General features: G+C 65.6%; 22 protein-coding genes. 10 read left to right on the top strand and 12 right to left on the bottom strand.

Going from position 1 to position 24,489, the window contains the following annotated elements; all coding sequences use genetic code 11:
• The first annotated feature begins 10 nt into the window (after positions 1 to 10).
• Both NDN01_RS25230 and NDN01_RS25225 read left to right on the top strand, forming a co-directional pair.
• Positions 11 to 1,738 (top strand): M23 family metallopeptidase, encoded by a 1,728-nt coding sequence (locus tag NDN01_RS25230; RefSeq protein ID WP_272624972.1) that lies wholly within the window; start codon positions 11 to 13, stop codon positions 1,736 to 1,738.
• 93 nt (positions 1,739 to 1,831) lie between these two features.
• On the top strand, positions 1,832 to 2,515 hold the full coding sequence (locus tag NDN01_RS25225) for a hypothetical protein (RefSeq protein WP_272624971.1): 684 nt from the start codon (positions 1,832 to 1,834) through the stop codon (positions 2,513 to 2,515).
• 404 nt (positions 2,516 to 2,919) lie between these two features.
• Here NDN01_RS25225 and NDN01_RS25220 read toward each other — a convergent pair whose 3' ends face one another.
• From NDN01_RS25220 to NDN01_RS25200, 5 genes are all read right to left on the bottom strand, one after another.
• Positions 2,920 to 3,066 (bottom strand): hypothetical protein, encoded by a 147-nt coding sequence (locus NDN01_RS25220; protein ID WP_272624970.1) that lies wholly within the window; start codon positions 3,064 to 3,066, stop codon positions 2,920 to 2,922.
• A 127-nt stretch (positions 3,067 to 3,193) separates the two neighbouring features.
• Complete coding sequence (locus NDN01_RS25215; RefSeq protein ID WP_272624969.1) at positions 3,194 to 3,457, bottom strand: hypothetical protein; 264 nt, start codon at positions 3,455 to 3,457, stop codon at positions 3,194 to 3,196.
• A gap of 233 nt (positions 3,458 to 3,690) precedes the next feature.
• Complete coding sequence (locus tag NDN01_RS25210; protein WP_272624968.1) at positions 3,691 to 5,061, bottom strand: PepSY-associated TM helix domain-containing protein; 1,371 nt, start codon at positions 5,059 to 5,061, stop codon at positions 3,691 to 3,693.
• A gap of 13 nt (positions 5,062 to 5,074) precedes the next feature.
• Complete coding sequence (locus tag NDN01_RS25205) at positions 5,075 to 7,429, bottom strand: TonB-dependent receptor family protein (RefSeq protein WP_272624967.1); 2,355 nt, start codon at positions 7,427 to 7,429, stop codon at positions 5,075 to 5,077.
• A 68-nt stretch (positions 7,430 to 7,497) separates the two neighbouring features.
• A complete protein-coding gene (locus tag NDN01_RS25200; protein WP_272624966.1) occupies positions 7,498 to 7,902 on the bottom strand; it encodes a DUF2946 family protein in 405 nt (134 codons plus the stop codon).
• Positions 7,903 to 8,027: 125 nt separating this feature from the next.
• On the opposite strand from NDN01_RS25200, the gene NDN01_RS25195 reads away from it, so the two are divergent.
• Both NDN01_RS25195 and NDN01_RS25190 read left to right on the top strand, forming a co-directional pair.
• Positions 8,028 to 10,151, top strand: a complete 2,124-nt coding sequence (locus NDN01_RS25195; protein ID WP_272624965.1) for a S9 family peptidase — start codon at positions 8,028 to 8,030, stop codon at positions 10,149 to 10,151.
• Positions 10,152 to 10,308: 157 nt separating this feature from the next.
• Complete coding sequence (locus NDN01_RS25190) at positions 10,309 to 10,722, top strand: hypothetical protein (RefSeq protein ID WP_272624964.1); 414 nt, start codon at positions 10,309 to 10,311, stop codon at positions 10,720 to 10,722.
• A 128-nt stretch (positions 10,723 to 10,850) separates the two neighbouring features.
• Here the strand turns inward: NDN01_RS25190 and NDN01_RS25185 are convergent, their stop codons facing one another.
• From NDN01_RS25185 to NDN01_RS25170, 4 genes are all read right to left on the bottom strand, one after another.
• Positions 10,851 to 11,726 (bottom strand): hypothetical protein, encoded by an 876-nt coding sequence (locus tag NDN01_RS25185; protein ID WP_272624963.1) that lies wholly within the window; start codon positions 11,724 to 11,726, stop codon positions 10,851 to 10,853.
• A gap of 106 nt (positions 11,727 to 11,832) precedes the next feature.
• The gene (locus NDN01_RS25180; RefSeq protein WP_272624962.1) at positions 11,833 to 12,876 is read right to left on the bottom strand and encodes a methyl-accepting chemotaxis protein; all 1,044 of its coding nucleotides are present in this window, start codon (positions 12,874 to 12,876) and stop codon (positions 11,833 to 11,835) included.
• A gap of 197 nt (positions 12,877 to 13,073) precedes the next feature.
• Positions 13,074 to 14,297: a hypothetical protein gene (locus NDN01_RS25175; protein WP_272624961.1), complete on the bottom strand. Its 1,224-nt coding sequence runs from the start codon at positions 14,295 to 14,297 to the stop codon at positions 13,074 to 13,076.
• 26 nt (positions 14,298 to 14,323) lie between these two features.
• Positions 14,324 to 14,653, bottom strand: coding sequence for a PadR family transcriptional regulator (locus NDN01_RS25170; protein ID WP_272624960.1), 330 nt, complete (start codon positions 14,651 to 14,653; stop codon positions 14,324 to 14,326).
• A gap of 112 nt (positions 14,654 to 14,765) precedes the next feature.
• On the opposite strand from NDN01_RS25170, the gene NDN01_RS25165 reads away from it, so the two are divergent.
• Complete coding sequence (locus NDN01_RS25165; protein ID WP_272624959.1) at positions 14,766 to 15,248, top strand: hypothetical protein; 483 nt, start codon at positions 14,766 to 14,768, stop codon at positions 15,246 to 15,248.
• 427 nt (positions 15,249 to 15,675) lie between these two features.
• Complete coding sequence (locus NDN01_RS25160; RefSeq protein WP_272624958.1) at positions 15,676 to 18,702, top strand: TonB-dependent receptor plug domain-containing protein; 3,027 nt, start codon at positions 15,676 to 15,678, stop codon at positions 18,700 to 18,702.
• 243 nt (positions 18,703 to 18,945) lie between these two features.
• On the opposite strand, the gene NDN01_RS25155 is transcribed toward NDN01_RS25160, so the two are convergent.
• Complete coding sequence (locus NDN01_RS25155) at positions 18,946 to 19,629, bottom strand: L,D-transpeptidase family protein (protein ID WP_272624957.1); 684 nt, start codon at positions 19,627 to 19,629, stop codon at positions 18,946 to 18,948.
• A 211-nt stretch (positions 19,630 to 19,840) separates the two neighbouring features.
• Here NDN01_RS25155 and NDN01_RS25150 point away from each other — a divergent pair, with 211 nt between their 5' ends.
• From NDN01_RS25150 to NDN01_RS25140, 3 genes are all read left to right on the top strand, one after another.
• Positions 19,841 to 20,035 (top strand): hypothetical protein, encoded by a 195-nt coding sequence (locus NDN01_RS25150; protein WP_272624956.1) that lies wholly within the window; start codon positions 19,841 to 19,843, stop codon positions 20,033 to 20,035.
• A gap of 214 nt (positions 20,036 to 20,249) precedes the next feature.
• Entirely contained in the window at positions 20,250 to 20,456 is a 207-nt protein-coding gene (locus NDN01_RS25145; RefSeq protein WP_272624955.1) for a hypothetical protein, read from the top strand.
• A gap of 27 nt (positions 20,457 to 20,483) precedes the next feature.
• Positions 20,484 to 21,014, top strand: a complete 531-nt coding sequence (locus tag NDN01_RS25140; RefSeq protein WP_272624954.1) for an O-acetyl-ADP-ribose deacetylase — start codon at positions 20,484 to 20,486, stop codon at positions 21,012 to 21,014.
• 77 nt (positions 21,015 to 21,091) lie between these two features.
• On the opposite strand, the gene NDN01_RS25135 is transcribed toward NDN01_RS25140, so the two are convergent.
• A complete protein-coding gene (locus tag NDN01_RS25135) occupies positions 21,092 to 22,447 on the bottom strand; it encodes a hypothetical protein (protein ID WP_272624953.1) in 1,356 nt (451 codons plus the stop codon).
• 156 nt (positions 22,448 to 22,603) lie between these two features.
• Here NDN01_RS25135 and NDN01_RS25130 point away from each other — a divergent pair, with 156 nt between their 5' ends.
• Entirely contained in the window at positions 22,604 to 23,923 is a 1,320-nt protein-coding gene (locus NDN01_RS25130) for a YceI family protein (RefSeq protein WP_272624952.1), read from the top strand.
• A gap of 3 nt (positions 23,924 to 23,926) precedes the next feature.
• Here NDN01_RS25130 and NDN01_RS25125 read toward each other — a convergent pair whose 3' ends face one another.
• Positions 23,927 to 24,385 (bottom strand): GNAT family N-acetyltransferase, encoded by a 459-nt coding sequence (locus tag NDN01_RS25125; protein ID WP_272624951.1) that lies wholly within the window; start codon positions 24,383 to 24,385, stop codon positions 23,927 to 23,929.
• Positions 24,386 to 24,489: the final 104 nt, after the last annotated feature.

Genomic DNA, 24,489 nt, shown 5'->3' with positions numbered 1-24,489 from the left:
GAGGTACCCCATGGCTGCAATTACCCCTTCGACCGACGGCGAGAATGCCGGCGATCCCGTCAACGTGCCCGCCGCGATGCCGGAGGCGGTCGGCGCGGCGCCCGAGCCGCAGGAAGCGATCCCGGATGCGCCAGCCCCCGAGGTGAGGGCAGCGCCGGAGGAGGAGGAGGAGACGGACGAGCAATGGATGCATCGCTTCCTGGAAGAGAACGCACACCTCGCCCGCCCACGCCCTGAGCGGCCGCCCGCCCCGCCGCCATCGATGTGGGACGGACCGCCCTCAAGCTGGAAGGTGCCCGACCATCTGAGCATGCGGCATCCCAAGGGCGGCTATATGGCGATGGCGCTGATGTCGCGCACGATGGACGACCTCGATGAAGTGACCAAAGGCGAGCGCGCCGCGACCTATGAGGAGGTGGACAAATATCTCGGCCATGCGCTGATCGCCGAGGGGCTGGTGCCGTTCACCTACACCGCCGACCAGGCGATCTGGTGGTGGAAGTCGGGTGGATACAAGGTGCTGGGGGGTGGCTCTGTCGGCGCCCGACCGGCGCCATCCGATGCTAATCGGAATCTTGCCCCCAATCTTCACAATGACGATCCCGCGGGTGCGCCGCATTTTTCGAATGCCGCGTTCATGGTTGGTCCGGACGGTCAGGCTTCGTCGTCCTCGAGTCCGGCTCTATTCCTCAGGGGCGCCCCCGGCGAGACGATCACGACCAACGATTCCGCGCTGGACGAAGCGGCGGCGCCACCTCCGCAGCAAGAAAATGGCCAGACAGAAAGGCCCGTTCCCGAATCTGACGCACCATCCGCTCAGGCAGGTGGCAATGAAGGCTATCCGAGGGATTTGATCGAACTCGCTCCCGATGGGGGTGGCGATATCGCGCGCAGTTTCCTCGACGCAGCCGACAAGCCAGATGCGCCAGCTTGGCTTGAGGGTCATCTGCGCGAATTTACGATAGATTCGGTCCTCGAGAACTTCACGCGATCCGGCGACTACAACGAGATTGCTGCCGTACGAGACAGGGCTGCCGAATTCGCAGCGCAGGATGGCGAACTGGAACGCACTAGGGAATTCGTCAAAAGACTATCCGACTATATCGACCCCAAACATGATGTCGTCGTCGTGGGTAAGCGTCCGGCGGACCCCACGGCCCCGCCGGCTGGTGGGCAGGCTCCAGGAAGAGCCTGGCCTGTGCCTGGCGGTGGGCGAACTGCTCGCAAAGGAGAGCAGGATTCCAGAGGGAAATACTATTCCAACGGCAGTTATGATTTGAGCGGAGTGAAGAGAAGCGGACGCAAACATAAGGGCAATGATCTGCCTGGGGAAATCGGCACGCCAATCGGGGCTGCTGCCGATGGCGTGGTCCTCGGCGTTAGGACGCAGCGCAAGAAAATCCCGCTCATCGACCAAAAAACCGGCAAGGCGGTGATCGATCCGAAAACGAAGAAGCCCCAAATGGTGGATGGAAAGACAATGGATGGCTGGGGAAATTATGTCATCATCCGTCATCCCGATGGATATCTTACTCTCTATGCGCATCTGGACGCGCGACCACCTTTGAAGGAGGGAATGCCGGTTCGTCGCGGCCAGGAGATCGGTCGACTGGGTGTGACGGGAAACGCCGCCGGCAAAGGCAGCCACCTTCATTTCGAGGTTCGCAGTCTCGACATGAAGAAGACCTATGATCCTGCTCTATGGCTCACAGGGAAGTTGCCCGCTCACGGGCGCTGACGAGGCGCCCCACCACCGAATGGGGCCGAACACACAGGTTGACTTTGTGAGAACAAAAGGGGAGCATTGGCGCATCGCGCGGGGGGCTGAATCATGCAACATGGGCTGGGCCGTCTTATCCTGGTAGCGGCGCTGTTCGCCTGTGCCGGCTGTGGGGGTGACGGTGCTTCGAGCAATGCGGCTGGCCCGAAAGCGGCGACGGTACCGCCTGCGCACAAAGCTCTTGCGGCGGCTGCGACGCCCAGGCCGAAAGCCAGCAAACCCACAAGCGACATCGTCCAGCGCTATCCCAATCCGGGCGCCGACGGGTGGGTCACATATTCGGGGGACGGCACCATCCCTGCCCCGGGAATGACGTGGTTTCGCTTTCCCGGGGACTCGGCCTCCCGATATTATAAGATCGATGTCTTCATGAACGACGATTCCCAATATGCCGAAATCAATAATGATAAAGGCAAGGTAATTGCCAATTTCACCAATTTTATCGATGATGTTGGTATCAGGAAGACACCTGGGTCGATCGATATATTCGGTTATCATGGAGTAGAGAGCGGCCTTCCGGAATATGAGATCATCAGAATCGCGAATGGCCGCGAATATGCGTCCTATTATTGCTCAATGGATCGCGCCGTCTTCGAACGCATCATCGGCAAGCCGTTCATCGCGGAGAAGGATGGCTCAGCATCTTATACCGAAAGTGGCTCCGTCGTCTTCTTCCTGGCGTCGGAGGAGCCGAAGCCGGAACGCGATCACTGTACGAAGGGTAGCCAAGGTTGAGAATAACGGGCCGGCATAGCGCGCTGCGCATCACCATGGGGCTCGCGTCCTGCCATTCGTCACCGAGGGAATCCGAGCGGAACCCTCAGCGGAGCCGGCGCAGACCCAGACAGCCACTTCCTCCGAAACCAGCGCCGCAACGCCGCAACGGGCCGCGCGCGTCATCGCGGCCATTCGCTGGAAGCGTGAGAAATGCCAGGGTGCGCCCCCCTACCACGGCCCGAACGAGTTGCAGGCCTGTAATAACGAGGCTTCGCGGGCTACCGACAGGGTGCTTCGCCTATCAGCTCAGAACGACCACCTGAACGACCTGCTTTCCGACATCTTCGACCCGTTGACGGTCATTCTGACCCCGGAAGATGAGCGGCATGATGCGCTGGCGGCACAGGGACAATAAGCGCCCACTATACCGATTTCGCCATCGCCCGCGCCGCGGTGCTGACCGGAGCCACACCGGTACGGGAGATCACCAGGCGATCGCCGCGACCGATGTTCGGCTGGCTGGCGGCAAACCAGGCGATGGAGATATCACCGCCCGCTCGGCCACACATCGCTGGGAAGCGATCCGCAATGCCGATTGCATCAAATATCCGGTGCCTCGGTGCGCTTCGCGGCTGGATGACGTGATGCGCCGGATGATCCGGTCGAACGCGTTCTAGGCGGACGACCGGACAGGCGTCAGCCCAGCAGAGCGCTTTCGCCATTGCCGCCCGGGCCGGGGCGGTGGAAGCCGGTGAGTGGCGCGATATCGTCGAGCGACGCGTCGTCCATGTCCGGGGCCGAGCCCTCGCCGGTCAGCTCGATCAGCGCCTGGTCGAGCCTGAGCCCTACGCCGCTAAGGCCCATGTCGTCGGCGATGGCGAGCGCGGCGCGGATCAGCGCTGCGAGATCGGCTTCGGCGGCGGCGCGGCCGGAGGCTGCCTTGCGATCAGTGCCGCTCATGCCGCAGGCATCCGAAGGAGGGGAGAGAGGGCCGGTCGACTCGACCCGGCCTGGAAGTGGGTACGCACGAACATGCTACTCCTTTCGCTGAAGATGCGGCCGAAAGGAAGGACCTGCAATGGGGTGCGATACCCGATTTGGGACTCCTCTGCCGACCGGATTGCCGCTCAGGACGGATCATCAGAAGCCAGCGGTGCCGTCGCCCGATCGCGACGGCCCCGCTTCCTCGCACATCAGGCCGGACGAACCGGCAGGCCGAGCCAGAGCCGCGCCCGCGGCAATCGGCGCAGCACCAGCCACTCGGTCAACAGGACGGCAACCAGCGTGGCGCCGAGCAGCGGCAGGAACAGGCCCAGCGCGATCAGCAGGGCGAAGAAACCGATCGCAGCGGGTCGTCGCGTCAGCGCAGGGGGCGCACCCAGTACGTCGCCGGGCCGTCGCCGCCACCAGAGCACCACGCTGCTGACTGACAGCAGGATCAGGCCGAGCGCGGTCGCCAGGTTCATCAACTGGTTCAGCCAGCCGAACAACTGCCCCTCATGCACGGCGACACCATAACCCACGACGCGATCGACCAACCGCCGTTCGGCGAAATCCCGTCGCGACAGGATCCGGCCGCTTGCGCCGTCGAGGGTCAGGTCGGTGCGCAGCGGACGATTGGCAGCGTCCGATTTCGCGGTCCAGGGCGCCCCCATGCCGGTCGGCGGGGCGATCAGCACCGGGGCGGCAAGGCCGAGCGGCGCCACCGTCGCGACCAGCCGGTCGAGCGGCGCGTAGGAGCCCGCGGGATGCGCCATCGCCATGCCACCATGCTCGGCGTGCTCGCCCATCATCGCGCGGGTGCCGGCGTCGGCGGCGGCGCGCGCCTTCAGTTCCTCTGACCGACCCGTCGTCCAGTCCTGCCTGACCGCCTGCCCCTCGGCGACGGTCCGGATCGTCCTGAGATAGCCGCCCCAGCTCTTCGCCCAGGGCAGGCCGGAAAGCAGCATGAACAGCGCGAAAGCCGACACCCAGAAACCGGTGACGCCGTGAAGGTCGCGCCAGAAACGCCGCCCCCCCGATCGAAGCCGGGGATAGACGACCCCACCGAGCCCGCCACCGCGCGGCCACCACAGGAACAGGCCGGACAGGATCATCACGATCGTCCAGGAGGCAGCCAGCTCGACGAGATAGGAGCCGGGCGTGCCCGCGAGGAGTTCCCCATGCAGGCGGAAGACGATGCGCATCGGGCGCTGGTCCTCATCCACCTTTGCCAGCACCGCCAGGGTGCGAGGATGCACATAGACGCGGGTCTCCTCCTTTCCTGCCCCCACGATCACCTGCACCGCCTGGGTCGGCGTCTCCGGAAGCTGGTAGCGATGGAGCACCGACCCCGGCACCGCCCGCACCGCCGCGGCGACCTGGGCGGCGGCGGTGGCGGGAGGGCCATCGACTGTCAGACGGGCATAAGGCCGATCGAGAAGCGCCTCGATCTGCGGCCTGAACAGATAGATCGATCCGGTGACGGCCAGCCACAGTACGAAAGGAATGCAGAACAGCCCTGCATAGAAATGCCATCGCCAGACGGCATTATAGCCCGGCCAGCGGCGGACGGAATCATTCATCGTTCGCATCCCCCTAGAACCGCGCCTTCACGCCGGCATAGACCGTGCGCGGCTGGCCGGCATAGATCGTGCCCGTCGTGGCGGAGAGCGCCGAGGCCGGGTTCTCGAGCCCCGTCGCCGGATTGAGGCTGTTGGAGATCACCGAGGCGGAGCCGACATAGGTCCGGTCGAACAGGTTCTGCACCGACGCATAGAGACTGAATCGCGACAACCAGTTCCCACTTTGGGGAGGATCATAATGGAGGTTGAGGTTGACCAGCGTGTAGCCTGGCATCGCGAGCAGGTTGCTGTTGTCGATGAAATAGCGGCCGCGATAGGTCAGCTCGGCAAAGCCGCCCAGGCCGCGCAACGGGCCATCGGGCTGGTCGTAGCCGGCCCGCCCGTTGACGAAGGTCGGGACCACGCCGGGGATGGCGTTGCCGTCGCGATCGAGCAGCGTCGAAAAGCGGCCAGCGCTCAGGCGCTCGCTGAAATCGGTATAATGGTGGTCGTTATAGCTGTAGCTGCCCTCCAGCTTCGCGCCCGGCAGCAACCCCGGCAATGGCCGCCAGCTCAGCCCGATCTCGACGCCGCGATGGACCGAGCGGGGCACGTTCGAGGTATAGGCAAGGAGGTCGATCCCGGCCGACTGGGAGACCAGCTCGTTGGAGAACCATTCGTAATAGCCCGTCACTTCAGCCTTCAGGTTCCCGCCGAGCGCGATCTCGGCACCGATGTCGACGCCGGTGTTCCGCTGCGACTTGAGGCCAGCATTGTTGCCCGGCACGCCCGCCGCGGTGACGAACAGGTTACCCGCCTGCGGAATGCCATAGCCGGTACCGATCCGGGCGTGCAGCCGGACGGCATCGATCGCCTGCCAGAACAGCGCCGCCTCCGGCGCGACGTTGGAGAAGTGGCGTTCCGCCGGGATCAGGCCGAGAATCGGGGTCGCGTCGACGGGATAGGCGTAAGCGGTCTGCCGGACGTCGATGATCGAGCGCTCGACGCCGATCCCCGCGACGAAGCGAAGCCGCGGGGTGAGTTGCAATTCTTCCCGCGCCCGCGCGCCCATGTTGCGGATGTCGCCGAACACCGTCTGAGTCAGCGCGCCGAAGCCGTTGCGGCCGGCCCGAGTCTTGTTGAAGCTGAAGCTCTGGTTATCGAGATAATTGTAGAACAGGCCGACAAAGCTCGTCGCTTCCATGCCGAACAGCGTGCCGCGATCGGTGATGTCGGACGTGATGTTGTAGCTGTCCAGCGTGCCCTTGAACGGCGTCGCGCTGGTCGGCTGGTTGACAACACGGCTGTCGAAAGTGGCCTGGGTCCGCCAGGTCGTATTCGGGCCGAAATCATGTTCGTAGCGCACGCCGACGATCGTCCGGCGGTCGTTGCGTGCCAGATCCCCTTCATCGGCGGTCTGCGCGACGCGCGCGCCGTTGACGCCGTTGACCAGCACCGAGATCGTACCGCAACCGGGCGATGCGCTCGCCGCCGCAACGCAGCCCTGCTGATAGGGATTGGCGAGATACTGGTTGTAGGAAAGGCGGGTCGACAGGCGGAATTCGCCTTCATTGTAGATCAGCTTGGCGGCGACCCGGTCGCGGTCGCCCAGCGCGAAAGTGCCATAGGCGTTGATCGTGCCGGTTTCATATCCGGTGTGGCCGGTCGCGCCGTCGGCGCGGACGAAGCTGCCGAACACGGCATAGTCATAGCCCGGGCCGGCATGGCCGATCGTGGCGTAGAGATTGGCATAGCCGTCGCCGCCGACATCGGCGCCCGCCTCAACCCCGTCGATGTCGCGCCCGCGCCGGGTACGGAAATTGACCGCGCCGCCCAGCGCATAATTACCGTAACGCGCCGACGATGGCCCGCGCACTACGTCGACCGCGCCATAGGCATGCGGATCGGTAAGGTCGAAGCGCGCCAGGCCGTCGGGCTGAGTGACGGGGAAATCATCCTCGAACACCTGGATATTGCGCGCGCCGAAACCGTTGCGGGCGTTGGAACCGCGCACCGACACGCTGACATCGCGCGGGCCGTTGCCCTGCATGACAGCGACGCCGGGCGAGAGCCTGACGATATCGGCGACCGTCGTCGCTGGGGTGTTGCGGAAGGCGGCGGCATCGACGGTGGTGACGGTCTGGCCGATGACCTGCGTGGTGAGCGACAGGGCCTTGCCGGTGACGACGATGTCGTCGGTGGCCGGTTCGGTCCGGCCGATGGCCGCTGCCGGTTCTGGCTGGGGCTGGTCGAGCAGCGCCAGTTGAGCGTCGATGTCGGCGCGCTGGCGCAGCAATTCGGCGCGGCGCTGTTCGGGCGCACTCGTATGGGCCGATGCCACAGACGAGAAGGCGATGGCGGACGCAGCCGCGATCAAGGTCTTCTTCATGGGAATATGTCTTCCTGATCCACGCGCGCGCCGTCGCGTCGACGGAAGCGCGCTATAAAATGACGAGATCAGGCGGTGATTGGCGGTCCTCGAAGAGGCGGGCGCAGATGGGGTGGCGGTGCCGTCGGAACAGGAACCACGGCACGCGTCGCCGCGACCATGACGAACAGGATGGCAAGGGCGAGAAGCAGCGGATCGGCGGCCGCGAGCGAGGGCGTCGACAGGCCCGAAAAGGCACAGGGCATCTCAGCCTTGCCCTGCTGTCCGTCCTGACCTGACTGGTCTTCCTTGCCCGGGATCGGCATGGCCATCGTCATCGGGCCATAGCCGGAGCAGATCTGGATGATGATGCTGCCGCCCGACGCCATGGGCATATAGCCGGCGGGAACCAGCACCTTCATCAGCAGACCGGCCGCAACGATCCATGCCGCCAGAAGGCGATGACGCAGGAAATGGCGGCGCAGGGCGGTCACGGCGGCGTGACTAGCGAGACCGGAGCGCCCTGTCGATTTGAAACCGGAGATATCGCGCCCGGCGATATCGCGATTGCCTTCCCGTCGCCGGTCGATGATGATCCCGGGATCAAACGGGGTGACGCATGGATATTCGGTCGGTTCTTGTCTTCTCGGCAGCGGTGCTGGCGACGGCCCCCGCAACCGCGCAGCAGCGCGCGATCGGCCCGGACGATATCGCGCGTCTGGCGGTGGTCGGCGATCCGCAGATCGACTCCAAGGGCGAATGGGTCGCCTATACCGTCGGCACCACCGACGTCGCGGCGGACAAGCAATTCACGCATTTGTGGATGGCGCGCTGGGACGGCACGCGCAGCGTTCAGCTCACCAGCCGCAAGGGCGAAAGTGAAAGCACGCCGCGCTTCAGCCCCGACGGCCATTGGCTCGCCTTCGTGTCGTCGCGCGGGGACGACCGTGACGACGATCGCCTCTGGCTGATGGACCGTGCCGGCGGCGAGGGCGCGGCGCTGCCCGGCATCACGGGATCGGTCGTGGATATCGCCTGGTCGCCGGATTCGAAGACGATCGCGCTGATCGTCGAGGACCCGGACCCCGACAGGAAAGCCAATGCCGCGGCCACCGCCGCCATTCCGGCCGCGACCGGGCCGGGCGCGTCGACTGCCCCCAAACCCGACCCCGTCGCGCCCGCCGCCGAAGCGGATAGCGACGACAAGGGTGCCGGCGGCAAGAAGGACAAGGAGCGTCCCCGGCCGATCGTGATCGATCGCTTCCAGTTCGAGCGTGACATTGACGGCTATCTGCGCACTCAGCGCAAACGGCTCTGGCTCTACGATCTCGCCAGCCGTACCGCGCGGCGGCTGACCACCGGCGATTATGACGAGGCACTGCCGGCCTGGTCTCCGGACGGCCGGAGCATCGCCTTCACCTCGAAGCGAGTGCTCGACCCCGACCGGACCTATGACAGCAACGTCTTCGTCGTGGCGGTCGGGCCGGCGGCGGCCGAGCCGCGCGCGGTCACGGCGTTCAAGGGCGCCGACAACGACGCTGACTGGCAAAGCTATCCCGCCTGGAGCCCGGACGGGCGCAGCATCGCCTATCTGCAGGGCGGGCCGGTCGACCTTTTCTCCTATGGTGTCCGCACGCTGGCGGTAGTGCCGGCGGCGGGTGGGCCGGCGCGGATCCTGACGCCAGCGCTCGACCGCAACGTCACCCACCCGCTCTGGTCGGCCGACGGGCGCAGCATCCGCTTCACCGTGGAGGATGACGGGGTCGAGCGGGTGGCCGAGGTGCCAGCGGCCGGCGGTCCGGTCAGGGACGTCGTCGGCGGCTTCCAGGTCGTCTCCGCCCCGACCCAGGCGCCGAACGGCCACATGGCCGTGCTGGTCGACACGCCGGCCGCCCCGGCCGAAGTCTATGCGCTCGATCGCGGCACGCTGCGGCCGCTCAGCCGCCACAATGCCGCCTGGCTCGGCGAAGTCGCGGTCGCCCCCGTCGTCCGCACCAGCTACAAGAGCAAGGACGGGACTGAGGTGCACGGCTTCCTCATCACGCCTCCCAAGGCGCCTGCCGGGCCGTTGCCGACGATCCTGTTCAATCATGGCGGGCCGCAGTCGCAGTTCGCGGCGGGCTTCAACATCAGCTGGCAGATCTTCGCCGGCCATGGCTATGCGGTCGCCTCCTCCAACCCGCGCGGCAGCACGGGGCGGGGCGAGTCCTATGCCAGGGCGCTCTACGCCGATTGGGGAGGCCCCGCGGTGCCCGACGCGCTTGGCGCCATCGACGACGCGGTGGCGCACGGCGTAGCCGACCCGAAGCGGCTCGGCGTCGGCGGGTGGAGCTATGGCGGTATGCTCACCAACTATCTGATCGCTTCCGACACACGGTTCCGCGCGGCGGTGAGCGGCGCGTCGATCGGAAACATCCTCGCCGGATACGGCACCGACGAATATGTTCGCGACTATGAAACGGAGCTCGGCGTACCGTGGAAGAATATGTCGACATGGCTAAAGAACAGCTATCCCTTCTACCAGAACGACCGGATCGTGACGCCGACGCTGTTCATGGGCGGCGAAAAGGACGCCAATGTTCCGGTGCTCAATTCCAAGCAGCTATACCAGGCGCTGAAGAGCCGCGGCGTGGAGACTGAACTGGTGATCTATCCGGGGGAATATCACCGGCTTAAACGGCCAAGCTTCCTGAAGGACCGGATGGAACGCTGGCTGGCCTGGTATGATGCGCGCGTGAAATAGGATGGACACGGCACCGAACAGATGGGCTGCCAGATGAACGGGCGCTGCAAGCCGCGTTCCGTGCACATTCACCACCGCATCCCCATATAGGACCCAAGCCGGCACGGGCCGACGTTCATTCCGGACGTCTTCGCGCCCGGCCCCGAGGAGTCCACCAATGAAGACCATGTTCGCAAAGGCGGGTCTCGCGCTCGCATTGGGCGCCACCGCCCTGACCGCCGCCGTTCCGGCCCAGGCGCAGCGTTACTGGGGCCACCGCGGCCATGACAATACCGGCACGGCGATCGTCGCCGGGGTTGCCGGCCTGGCGATCGGCGCCGCCATCGCCTCGAGCGCGCATCGCGACCGTTATTACGACAACGGCTATTACGACCAGGGCTATTATGATGGCGGCTATTATGGCCCCGCTTACGCCTATGACGGTTATTACCGTGCGCCGCCCCGCGTCTATTACGACCGCCGCTATTACGACCGGCGCGACTATCGCCGCTACGACGATCGCGGTGGCTATTATCGCGGCGGGTATGGCCATTACGGGTATGACCGCGGCGGCTACGGGTATCGCCGCTAAGGCACGCATCACACCGGATTCGACGCCTGCACGCGTTGACTTCCTGCCGCCCGGCCAGAAATGACCGGGCGGCTTTTTGTACCCGCTGGGAAGCCCGGCCTTCCGGCCAACACCGTTGGGGAGAGGCGTCAGGTCTGGACGTTGCCGACGAGATAGCCGGCCAGCCTGCCCCTTTCCAGACTGCTCTTTCCCTTGCAGAAATAGACGAACGACGTTTCGTGGCGCTGCCCGAAGACGTCGTCGTACCGTGACTTTCCGTAGACGTAGAATGCGGCTTCTTCAGCTTCGATCGACTTCCTGTTGCGATCCGCCAGAGGCGCTCCGTCCGGTGTCACGGTCTCCGTAAAATTGCCGGGGCTGATGACATTGACCCCTTTTCTGAAACTCTCAGGGGGCTCGGGAAGACTGGATCGGAGCGGGAATTCCGCCGTCCAGCTGTGAGTCCAGCTTGCGGTCTCCAATGCCGGCGTCTGTCCGAAATTCTTCCATTTGACGTGCGCCACCGGCTCGCCCTCGTCGCTGAATTCGAGCCAGGCGGCCTGGACCCCGACATAGGCGCGCAATTGTCGCTGCGCCGTGTCCTTGGCCAGCGCATTGGCCTCGAGCATCGCTTCGGTCGCCCGGCTGGTGTCCTCCACCGCCCTTAGCGTCGCGTCCAGCGTGCGCTTCACATAAACGACGCCCGTCACGGAAACGACCAGCGTGGCGAAGGCGGCAATCGCGGCGGCAAGGGCACTGTCAGCGGCACGTTTCTGCGCGCTCAGATCCTGTTCGTCATGCGCTGTCTGGGCGGCCGCCTGCACGTGATCACGAACGCAGCGGACCATCGCGCCCCGATCCCGACCGGCGCAGTCGCGCTGCATGGCTTGCTCGGCGCCCTGCTGATAAGCGCGGGGGATATTCCGCCCACGCTCCTGCCCGGAACCGCCCAGATAGCCGACACCCCATGCGATGAAGAGCGCGAAGATCAGTCCGATGAGGGGGAGTGCCGCGTCAGCGAGCACCGGGCCGCCGCCTCTTTTGCTGCCAGGCATTGGATAGGGAACACCGCTGTTGAACTGCCCGGACCAGCTTGTTCCCGATATTCGGCGCTGAGTCCACGCGGCCGACTCAGTCTTTGTCCTTGTCCCATTCAGAATCGACGTGACTCTCGATGCAGCCATACCAGCCGAGCCCCTGATAGGTCTCGTATCCGGGCGTCCGGGCATAGGCGACGATGCTGTCGCCCTGGCGATACCAGCCCCGGTTCTGCGCGCCCGCATCGATCTCGAACCGCTTCGACAGGATGTCGCGCCCGTCGGACGCCGCCAGCACGAGATGGTCGGCGCCAAGCAGCATCACCCGCGAGGTCTTGCGCTCCTCCTCCGAGAGGCCAAGGCCTTGGACGATCGCGGCCGCCTGGGGCGCCCAGTCGAAGAAGATGCCCATCACCCCGATCCGTTCACCATCGCGGCGCCCACCGCTACGGATCGCCGTCGAATAGGTCGCGACCGCCGCGTTACCGAGATGGGGATTGCGCGCGATGTCGCACACCGCGAACTCGTCGCCGCTGGCACACCCCATGCCACGCCTGAACCATTCGGCATCAGCCATGTTCGCGCCCGCCGCGCCGCGATAGAGATCGGGCCGGCCGGTTGCCACGATCCGCCCGTCGCGGTCGGCGATCCACAGGTCGAGATAGACGGTGTAGGAGCGAAGGATCGTCGCCAGCCGTTCCTGCGCATAGGCGGCGGCATCCGGACCGGGCGCGGCCAGCGCCTCGACCAGGGCATTGTCGGTCGCCCACCAGCGGATGTCGCAGGAGCGTTCGTAGAGATTGCGATCCATGATCTCGACCGCGTTGAGCGCGAGATCGGCGAGCCGTTCGCCGCGCAGTTCGAAATGCATCTCTGACCCGGCGCGGCGCAGCTGCTCGATATTGGCGGCGACCGCCTCGCGCAGCTGGCGCGCGATGTTGCGGATGTCGGTGGCGACGCCGTTCATTTCCTGCGCGACGACGGAGAAGGCCATGCCAGCCTCGCCGGCCCGCGCCGCCTCAAGCCGGGCGTTCAGCGCCAGCACGCCGGTGCGCCGCATCACCCCCTCGATCAGCGCGACCTTTTCCTCGGTGACGCGCGAAACCTCATAAGCGAGTTTCAGAACGGCATCAGCCACGGCTTCCCCCTCTAGCCGGTGAATGCCTCTCCATGGGTGCCCGTTCGCGACCCGTGCGGGGGCTTGATCGGCCATGGTCGATTGTCCGGCACACCGAAGCGCCGATGGACCATGGCCCGCCCTTATGTGACGAGGCTATGACATCGGCGCCCGGCCCGCAATAACCGTTTCGGTGGCTTTACGATATCGCGGCGAGGTCAGCCGTGGACGGCGCGGCCGGGACCGAACAGCCGCCAGAGATTGGTCGCCACCGTCAGCCCCAGGACGATGAGCGTGACGCCCAACATCCAGGTCAGGATCACGCTGATGCCGGCCGCGGTGCCCTGCAGGCTGCGGCCAATCGCGTGCATGCCCTGCAGCGCCTCAAGGCTGAACAGCGCGGTGTCGCCGCCAATGATAGCCTGCCCGCCGCCCTGCCCAAGCACGAACAGAGCGCCGGCATTCAGGATCGCCCAGGTCAGGGCAATGCCGGCGACCGCGACCGGAATCTGCAATGCGGCGCGCAATCTGATCGCCGCGGGCTGAACCACGCCGACCGCGTCAACCGCGACCTGCGCCAGGATATAGACGAGGATCGGCAGGTGGAGCGTCGTCCAGATCGGCGACGGGGCCGCCGTCACCGCGCCGCCATCGACGTCGAACTGACCGAGGCCGGGAATATGCAGCAGCCCCGCCCACCACGCCGCGACGACGAGGCCGCCGATCAGCGAGAACAGCGCGTCCGACCCCGGCCAGGACCTGGCCCGTTTCACCCGCGGCGGCGCTGACGACGCCCATGACGCCCATGACATGCCGCGTGCCCGCGTGGCGCCCGAGGCCTCGGCCCCGGTCCCGGTCCCGGCGTGGTCCCGCTCCTGATTTCGCGGCTGGCTCTTGCCACGGAGGTCGACGCCCAGATGCGCTGCCCAGCGTGCGGGATCGCCATATTTGAGCAGTTCCAGGTCCTTGACCCGCCAGCTATCGAGATAGCCCGGCCGAAGCCCGAGATGCTCGCAGATCGCGCCCGCCAGCGTCACCGCGCCGATCACGCTCAGGCCGGCGCCGAACAGGCCGCCGATCGACTGGGCGAACGCCTCGGGCGCTGCCGCCGGATTGCCGCTCAGGCGCAGCATCAGGGTCAGCACGAATATCACCGCCATGATCAGAAGCCCGGCCTTCACGGCGAATATCCAATAGGGGAAGAGTTCGGGCCCGATCAGCATCTGCGGCCCCTTGCGGTACCGCGCCGCCACCACGAGCGGATGCCCCATCGCGCGCAGCACCGCCTCCCGCTCGTCGTCGGTCAGGGGGCGGCCAAGCGCCTCCTCGCGCTCCTCGATCTGCGAGAGCAATGTGTCGCGCAATTCGGCGATGATGTCGTCAGCGGTATCGCGCGGCAATTGCGCCGCCACCGCGTCGAGATAGATGTCGAGCATGTCCATATCAGGGCCTTTCGCCGAATTCGGGGTCAAAGGATCTTGTCGAGCGAGGCGTTGATGCCGCGCCATTCGACGGTGAGCGCCGCGAGCATCGCAACGCCCATGGGCGACAGGCGGTAGAAGCGCTTCTTCCGCTTCTCCTCCTCGCGCCATTCGCTGTGGAGAAGGCCCTGCGTCTCAAGCCGGCGCAGCAGCGGATAGAGGGTGCTTTCCTCCATCTCGAGCCCGTCGGCGGCAAGCGCCTGGCGCAGCGTATAGCCGTACCGCTCCTCGGTGAGCCGGGCGAGCACCGCCAGGACCAGCGATCCACGGCGCAGTTCAAGCCGCATGGATTCGAACAATTCGGTGTCGAGGGTCATGATTGCACTGCCTGCCATACACTATGTGATACACAGTGTATGGCGTATAGCGTGCGGACCGTCAACCCGAACCGCCACCGATGATCGTTCACTGATCCTGCGATGGAGTTGCATGGTCGGCCGGGGCGGCAGCGCGACGAGTCGAGCGGCGTGCCGGCAACCCCTCGATACGGCACCGCCCCGCGCGGCAGCATCGGGCACCGGCGTTCTGGAAACGACCATCCAGTGTTTTTACCGTGCGTTCTCAAACGACTGTGACAATTATTTCATAATTGTGTCATCCGCGACGGCGAAACCTTATGGCCATAATGGCACCATTGTCGGCACTATCGACGAATCAAGTACCGATCCGGACATTTTTACCTTTCTCCTACATGAACAGAGCCGCATAACGCCGCGTCGCGGCGAAACATGCGCGGTGATCAAGCAGTTTCCGGCGCGATCCGGGCTCGATTTCCAGCGAAAGCCCTCGAAGCCTGGCTCGCGATCGATCGGTCGGGCCATGCCAACGGACAATTCGGGGCGCGAGAAGCGCGTACGTCGCCTAATTCCGGCAAAGGCGTCGGCGCGTCGCCTTAAATTCCGGGCGAGCTGATCTAGATCAAGCATTGGGCCAGCTAGATCTCGTGCCAAAGTCTCGCATGCCGCAATCTTCCCGGACCTTTTTAAGGGGAGGTCTCCGCAACTGCTCCGTTCTTTATCGATATCACCAGTCCCGCCGGACGCCACCGATCGAATTACGCGAGGATCGCAACGTATTTCATTTCGCTCGAAATGATCTTCCGATCAGGCCTTTTATGGGACCATTTCGGCCCATCTAACGGATTTCGTGACTTTTCCGGCACGTCGTCATCTGAAAATCATGAGAGCCGACGCAGCTTCTTTACAGCGCCCCGGGGCCGGTTTCATTCGCCCTCCATCATGTCTCGGGGGGCCGGGATGCATGATCCCCGAGACTGAAAACATAATCCGCAAGGTCGGCGCGATCGCGCGCCGCCCACGGGTCAGTGAGGAGCGTCTCTGTGAATATTACCATCCCGTCAGTCCGAAAGGCTCGCCTGCTCGCAGGCGTGGCGACGGCCGCCACCTTCCTGTCGCTCGCCGCGACACCCGCCTTCGCGCAGCAGGCGCCGGGCGCCGGCGACACCGCGACACCAGCCGATCATGCTGCCGATTCAGGCGGCGGCGATATCGTCGTCACCGGCACGCTGTTCCGTCGCACCGATACCGAGACGCCCTCGCCCATCACGGTCCTCACCGCTGACGATATCGGGAAGCGCGGCATCACCACGGTGCAGGGGGCGATCCAGACGCTTTCCGCCAATAACGGCCCGGCCCTGGTCAACAGCGCCACCGCCAACGGCGCGTTCGCCGGTGGCGCCTCGGCGATCTCGCTGCGGGGCCTCACCACCTCGTCGACGCTGGTCTTGTTCGACGGCCTGCGCGCCGCTTATTATCCGCTGGCCGACGACGGCGTGCGCAACTTCGTCGATCTCAACACCATCCCCGACGAAATCGTCGAGCGGGTCGAAGTGCTGAAGGACGGCGCCTCCTCGACCTATGGCGCCGACGCCGTCGCCGGTGTGGTCAACGTCATCACCAAGAAGGAGATCAAGGGCCTTCACGCCACGGCGGAGGCGGGCATCAGCCAGCGCGGCGACGCGGCCAACCACCGGCTGAGCGCCACCTTCGGCTATGGCGACCTCAGCGAGCAGGGCTACAATGTCTATGTCAGCGGACATTATCTCAACAGCGCCGCGCTCTACAACAAGGACCGGGGCTATCCGTACAACACGGACGACCTGACCGGCCTCTGCTCGCGCACCGGCACGACCGGCCAGCTCGGCGTCTGCGGCCCGAACAATATCGAGAACGGCGCCACCAACGGCGTCTTCAACGGTCTCTCGTCACGAACGACCGCCTTCATGGTGCGGCCCTTTGACGCGACCAACACCACCCCGCTCGGCCGCTATCAGCTGCTCAACGGCTGCCAGGGCCTGACGCCCTATACGCTGAGCGATTCCGACTATGCCGGCAACCCGACCGCGCCGCGCACCGTCTGCCAGCAGGACGTCACGCATGACTACGGCCAGATCGAGCCGAAGATGCAGCGCTGGGGCGCGTCCGCCCATCTCACCGCGAACATCGGCAATGCGCAGCTGACCGGCGAGTTCAACTATGAACGGAGCGAATCCTCCTATACCGGCCTGGCCAGCATCATCCGTGCAGCGGCGCCGGCCGGCATCGACTTCCCGGCCTATACCACTGCCGCCAATGCGACCATCCTGACCCTGCCGGTCTATATCTGTCCGCGCGGCACCACTGTCGCCTGTACCGCGACGAACGGCACGCTTAACCCGAACAATCCGTTCGCGGCACAGGGCCAGCTCGCGCGCATCACCGGCCGCCTGCCCACCAGCACCGAGTTCAATTCATCGCAGAGCGACGTCTTCCGCGCGGCGCTCGGCCTGCATGGCAATTTCGGCGACTGGAACTATGCGATCGACGGCACCGCGATGATCAGCAAGCTGACCACCGTCGCCAAGGGCTATGTCTATATCCAGCACCTGCTCGACGAGATCGCCGACGGATCGTATAATTTCGTCAATCCGCAGCAGACCAGCCAGGCGGCGCTCGACTATCTGACGCCGACCCAGATCAACCACCAGAACTCGCATCTCTACCAGGTGCAGGGCAGCATCTCGCGCGACTTCTTCCAGCTCCCCGGGGGTCCGCTGCAGGTCGCGGTGGGCGGCGCGTTCCGGCATGAATCGCTGTACGATCCCAGCGGCAACCCGGACTATAACGGGCCGACCGAGCGCTATTTCCGCCTGAATGCCTTTGGCGCGACCGGCAAGCGCGAGGTCGAATCGGCCTATTTCGAGATCAACGCGCCAGTGCTGGACATGCTCGAGATCAACGGTTCGGGCCGATACGACCATTATTCGAGCGGGCAGAGCAATTTCTCGCCGAAGATCGGCGCCAAGTTCACGCCGATCAAGCAGCTCGCGATCCGCGGCACCTTCTCGAAGGGCTTCCGTATCCCGAGCTTCGCCGAGGCGGGCGCGCTGCCCACCACGGGCTATGTGACGGCGCCCCTGTCCTCGCTGCCGCCTGACTATATCGCGCAGCATCTGACCGCCGGTGGCCTGCCCAACCTCTACATCACCCAGTGCCTGACCAATGTCTGCGTCGGTGAGACGACCGTGGGCAATCCCAATCTGAAGCCGGAGAAATCACGCAACTTCACTGCCGGCGCGGTGTTCCAGCCGGTCCACAACATCAGCTTCACCGTCGATTATTATAACATCGAGAAGACCAACGCGATCACCAGCGTGGACTTCGGATCAGCCATCGCCAATTATTATGCGACCGGCCAGACCAGCTTCAACGGCGTGACCATCACGCCGGACGAGCCCGATCCCGATCATCCCAACGCGACGCGCCGCGTTGCCTTCGCCCAGGGCAGCTTCATCAACGCCAACAAGATCAACACCTCGGGCCTCGATTTCGGCGCGCGCGGCACGTTTAATCTCGGCAGCAAGGTGAAGCTGACCTCGAATATCGAGGCGACCTATATCATCAATCTTGACACCACTTTCCCGAACGGGACGGTCCAGCACTATGCCGGCACGCTCGGCAACTTCAACCTGACCTCGGGCACCGGCACGCAGCGCTGGCGCGGCAACTGGCAAAACACGCTGGATGTCGGACCGTGGTCGCTGACCGCGACTGCCTATTACACCAGCGGCTATAACTATTCGGCGGAGGACCAGCCGGGCGGGGTAGCAGGCGATTGCGGCCTGGTGCCGACCAATGCAGGCGTGCCGTACCAGCCATGCAACGTCAAATCGTTCATCTCGGTCGACATGCACGGCCAGGTGAAGGTCGCCGATCGCTTCACGCTCTATGCCGATGTGATGAACGTGGCCGATCGCAAGCCGCCGATCGACGGCGCGACCTATGGTGCGTACCTCTACAACCCGGTCGTGGGTGAATCCGGCATCATCGGCCGTGCCTTCCGCGTCGGCGCGAAGGTGGATCTCTAATGGTTTCCGGAAGCGGGCGGTGCCGGCAGGCATCCTCCGCTTCCGGTTCGGATCACGATCGTCTCGGCTCCTTCCCGGGGACTGGTTGGAACAGCCGATGCGGTCGCGATGCGCAGGAGGGCAACCTCACCCTGCGCTGACGTTCAGCCGATTCCCTCGATGGATGTCAGCGCAGGATTGCGTAAAACTCAACGCCCGGATCGTTCGCGGTCCGGGCTTTTTTTGTCGGTGCGCGGCGCGCGCTCAGGCGGCCGGGATTGGCTGGCCCAGGCCGAGCGTCTCGCCACGCGACACGATCACCCGGTCGCCCAGCTTCACCGCATTGAACAACAGCCTGGCGAATTTGTGCGGGGTGCCGACACAGCCGTGCGTGACATAGCCGTCGCCGACCTCGCTGCCATGGATCGAGATGCCGTCATTGGTCAGCCGCAGCATGTACGGCATCGGCGCATCGTATAGGTTGGAGACGTGGTCGGCATCCTTCTGGGTGATGTTGAACACGCCGAGCGGGGTCGGCTTGTCCTCTCCGCCGAAGATGATGACGGCGGTACCGATCTCATGCCCGTCGCGGAACACTGACAGCACCTGCGCGGCGAGATCGACCGTCACGACGATCTGGCCGGTCTTCGGCGCGGCGGATTCATCCCAATAATATTCGCCCTGCTTCATCGCATGGTCGATCGGCAGGATGCTCTTCACGACATAGGCGGCAGGGTCGGGCTCGGGCGCCACGGCGGGCGCCGCCTTCAGCGCGGCCACGGCGCGCGCGGGGGCCGGCGTCAGCTTCGGCAGGCTCCGGGGCGTTACGGGCCGCGGCGCATCCTGCGCGCCGACCACATAGCCCCCGGCGATCGCGCACGGGGCGAGGAACATCGCCCCGATCCAGAGGGCCGTCTGCCGGTTGATGGTCCCTACGCGCATCTTCATCGGGCGCTGATCGCGCGAATCCACGAGGATTTCCAGCCGCTGATTCAAGGCGTGCCGGAGCGGGACGAAGCTGGGTAGCGTTCATGATTGGGCCCGCCAGCGACGAACAATCCGCCCGTCGCGACGCTTCACATTTCGTCGCTTCCGCCGGAACCGATAGCACAGGCCAAACGTCTGAGGACATGTGGGATATCCTGGAGATCATCAAGCAATGCGCGGTAAGGCGCCGGCGGTGCCGGCTGAGGAACATGAGGAATCCTGGTATGTCCAGCGTGCCGAACAGGAACTTGAACTGGCGCAACGCGCCGAACATCCGGCGGTGGTGCGCGCGCATTATCTGATTGCCGAATCCTATCTCGACCGCGCCAATGATCCCGAGGAAGGGGCCTCGACCGAGGCCGCCTGACACGCTGCCCCTGCGGCCGATCCGCGCGAGGTTCGGCCCGTCCCACTCCATGACCGTCACACCCGATGCGGGGAACGGGCCGAACCACCGGTCGTTTTCAGCCCCGAACCGGGAGGCTCGGCGATGGACATGCGTGGCAAGGGACTGACGATCGCCGCCGCGCGCCGTGTCGGCGGCGGGGTCTGCCCAACGACCGCGACACCCCGATAAGCCAATGTGGCGGCTCATCGTCCCAAGGCGCGGCCGTGATGCCGGATTGCCCTCGAGCGTCCATACCGGTCCACCGGACGGCGAGGCGATCGCGCATGTCGGGGCAGTGCTGCGTTCCAGCTACAGGCAGCAGGATGACGAAGGTCTGGACGACCGGCTGGTCGTGCTGATGCTGGCGCTTTCGGTGGAGGAGTCCGGCGAGGCGGGATAAATCCCGGCGGATAGACAGGAGGGGGCAATGCGATACGGCGAAACCGACTGGGATATCCTGGCCGGCGACATCACCACGCTCGATGTCGATGCGATCGTCAACGCGGCGAATTCGTCGCTGCTCGGCGGCGGCGGGGTGGATGGCGCGATCCACCGGGCGGCGGGGCGCGAGCTCCTCCACGAATGCCGGCTGCTCGGCGGGTGCCGCACGGGCGAGGCGAAGATCACCCGGGGATATAAGCTGCGGGCGCGCCATATCATCCACACCGTCGGCCCGGTCTGGCGCGGCGGCGGCAATGGCGAGCCGGCCTTGCTGGCGAGTTGCTATCGCGGATCCCTGCGGGTCGCGCACGACAACGGGTTGAGGACCATCGCCTTCCCCGCCATCTCGACCGGCATCTACGGCTATCCCCTCGATGCGGCCGCCCGGGTCGCGACTCAGACGGTAGCCGCCTTCCTCGATTCAGCACCGCGCACGTTCGACCTGATCCTGTTCGTCTGCTTCGGCCCCGAGGCGACAGGAGCGTTCAATCGAGCACGGGAAGATTTTTTCGACTAGGGACGGAACCGGTCTCCCGCTGGCGTGTTTTCCTTTCCGAAGCGGCATCGTGTCCCCCCCCTCGCGCCGCTTCAGATCTAGAACGCCCCGCCAGCTCCTCCCCCCTTGCTGGCGGGGTCGTTCAATTTCGGGACCTCGCCCACCGCGTTGCCGTGCAGCAGCGACCAGCCGGGCGGCAGATAATCAGTCGACATATAATAGTAGAAGATGCAGCTCCCGTCGGCGCGATAGCTCGCGCCCTTGACGATGCCGAAGGCGATGCTGCCGCTGAACACCGGGGCGCCGCTGTCCCCGCCACGGCAGACCGGGCCGTTGGCCACGACCCAGGTCGGCGTGCAGGCGCCACCGCACAAATCCCCCGCCGGCGCGAAATCGACCAGCTCGACCTGCGAGCAACTGTACCCGGTCGTCTCGCCGCGATGGCAGACGACATCGCCCGCGCGCGTGCTGGTGCGGTTGCGCCAGGTGGTCACCGGCCGCGCCACGGTCTTGGCGGTATCGGCATAGAAGAGCGGGCGCAGCGTTTCGGGACTGACATTGACCTGCACGTCCTGATAGCCCCAGCCCCATTGGCCGACAAAGTCGAGCGGCGTCTCGTGCCGGTCGCGATCGACGTAGGACAGGGTATCCGGGCAATGCGCCGCGGTGACCACCCCGGTGCGCGTACCGTCGGTCACGACGAAACCGGTGGTGCAGGCATAGCGGCGCCCGTCGACCGGATTGATCCCGACCACGCGCGATCCGCCGCCGACATCCATGGTGCCAACAGCATTGGCGTCCCGGCCAAGCGCCCGGAGCCTGACCGGCACGCCGGCCAGCGCGGTCAGCTTCGTCGTCATGGCGACCTGATCGACGGCGGCGGCATCGGCCCCGTTGAGGATCACCACCAGCTCGCCGGTGCGCGGATCGACGCCCATGCCCGGCGGGTGCGGCAGCGCGGCGCGGATATCCGCCTGGTGCTTCCCGATCGCGGCGAGGATCTGGTCGCGCGTCGCCGGTGCGCCGGTATGGAAGGTGATGCCGACAGTGCGCCCGCCCGCGGCCACCGTCTCGTAAGCGACCGGCTGGTTGCCGGTCAGCAGCACGACAATGCGATAGTCCGGATGATGCTCGATCGAGATACCAGCGAGGCGATCCTTGTAGAGTAGCGCAAGCCGGTCGGTCGCCGCGATCGAATCCTGCTGGGCACGCAGGCGGAAGATCGCCTCCTCAAGCGGCACGCCGTTCTGCTTCGCATAATCAGCGGCATCCTGCGCGAGCGCTTCGGCTGGGGTCTGGACCGGTATGACGGGTGGCACGATCTGCGCCGGCACTGACAGCGGCGGCGGCGGCGTCTGGGCGGGAACCGGGGCCGCGACCTGCGCGACGGCGGGCATAGCGGAGAGGATTGCCAGGATGGCGACGGTGGCGGCGCGAAAGACGGCGTGGCGCATGCTCATGACGATAGAGATGCCCCAATGCACCGGCGATGAATAGTCGGGCACTTCCCTCTGCGCGGGGCATTTTTATGCCGCAAGCGGCTGCGGCTTGCCCGGCGCGGGGACGCCGGTATCGTGACCCGACGGCGCCCTTTACCGTGGAGTCCTCCAATGACCGACATCCCAAACGAGACGGCTCCATCGGCGGCGCCGACTCGCTATGCGCGCGGCGCCATCCTGCTCCACTGGGCGATCGCGGCCTGCTTCGCTTTCCAGATCGGACTCGGCTGGCGGATGGACGGACCGCGCGGGGCCGAGACCTTCGCCGTCTTCCAGCTCCACAAATCCATCGGCATCACCATCCTGTTGCTGACCCTGATCCGGCTCGGCTGGCGGATCGCCAATCCCCCGCCGCCCTTTCCGGCGACGATGAAAGTCTGGGAAAGGTGGTTGGCCCATGCAGTCCATATCGGTTTCTACGTCCTGCTGCTTGGCCTGCCGCTGACCGGCTGGCTGCTTGTATCGGCAAGCAGGACGGCGATTCCGACTATCCTGTTCGGTACGATCCCCTGGCCGCACGTGCCCGGTGTGCCGGGGCTTGCCCCCGGCGCCAGGGCCGGGGTCGAGGAAGCGGCCGAGCTTGGCCACCAGGTGCTGGTCTATATTTCCTATCTGGTCATCGCGCTGCACATCGCGGGCGCGCTGAAGCACCAGTTCCTCGATCGCGGCGACGACATCGCGCGGATGATCCCCGTGCCGCCCCGCGCGCTGGCCGCCGCCACGCTGGGGGCGATTCTGGCCGTTGCCGGGCTCACCGCGATTGCGAGCGTCGTCCGCCTGACCCCGGCCGCCACCCCGGCACCCGCCACCGTCGCCCTGTCGCCGGTTTCAGAAACCGCGCCCGCCGCCGTGCCACCGCCCGCGGCCGCACCCAGTGCTGCGCCGACACCCACGCCAAGCCCAACGCCCGAGGCCACGCCGACGCAGGTCGCCCCATCGCGCTGGACGGTACGCCGCGCCACCTCCTCGCTGTCGTTCAAGGCAAGCTGGTCGGAGGGGCCGGTCGACGGCCGCTTCGGCACATGGGATGCGACGATCCTGTTCGATCCTGCCGCGCTCGACGCATCGTCAGTCAAGGTGACGATCGACATGGCGTCGGCCAGGACGGGAAATGCCGATACCGAGGGCGCCCTGCCCGACGATGACTGGTTCGCGGTCGCCACCCATCCGAGCGCGACCTTCGCCGCCACCCGTTTCCGCCACCGTTCCGGCGACCGCTACGACGCGATCGGCACCCTGTCGCTGCGCGGCGTATCGCGGCCGCTGACCCTGCCGTTCACGCTGAAGATCGACGGCGACGTCGCGACCATGACGGGCAGCACGACGATCGACCGCATCAGTTTCGGGGTCGGCCAGGGGGAATGGACGGCGACCACCAATGTGAAGGCAGGCGTGACTGTCTCCGTGGCGATCAAGGCCGACCGGCAATAGCGCTCAGCCGATCGCCTTGCTCATATGCACGACGATCGCGCCGGGAAATTCCTCCTCGCCATCCAGCCCGTAGCCGAGCCGGGCATAGAGACGGCGGTTCGCCGCCATCAGCGCATTGGTGAAGAGCCTGATCCGGCGATGACCAGCCGCGGCGGCCAGAGCCTCGGCATGCGCGAGCAGATGCCGGCCAAGGCCCCTGCCCTGAAAAGCCGTGGCGACCGCTACATTCTCGATCAGCAGGCAATCGGCCTCCCCTACCGTCTCGATCAGCGCGGCCAGCGTTCCGTCCATGTAGAGCAGGTCGATGCGGTGATCGCGCACGGCCTTGTCGTAATCGGCGGTCATCGGTCGTGGCTCGCGGCCGATCACAGGCACCCATTTCGCATAGGCCTCGCGCACCAGCGCGCGGATCGTGCCGGCATCGGCGGCGTGGGCAGGGCGGAGGGTCATATGATCGGTCATGGAGCGATCATGCCGCCGGGCGCGCGGGCGCGCCACCGGGAAGTCGCCGATCGAGGGCGGAGAGAGCCCGCCCAGCCGGAACCGGACGTTCGGCGGCCTATTCC

It is taken from the genome of Sphingomonas sp. QA11 (assembly GCF_028473665.1).
GTDB classification, from domain to species: Bacteria; Pseudomonadota; Alphaproteobacteria; order Sphingomonadales; family Sphingomonadaceae; genus Sphingomonas; species Sphingomonas phytovorans.
Note: the sequence above shows the minus strand (reverse complement) of the source record. Positions and strands in the feature narration are given on the sequence as shown.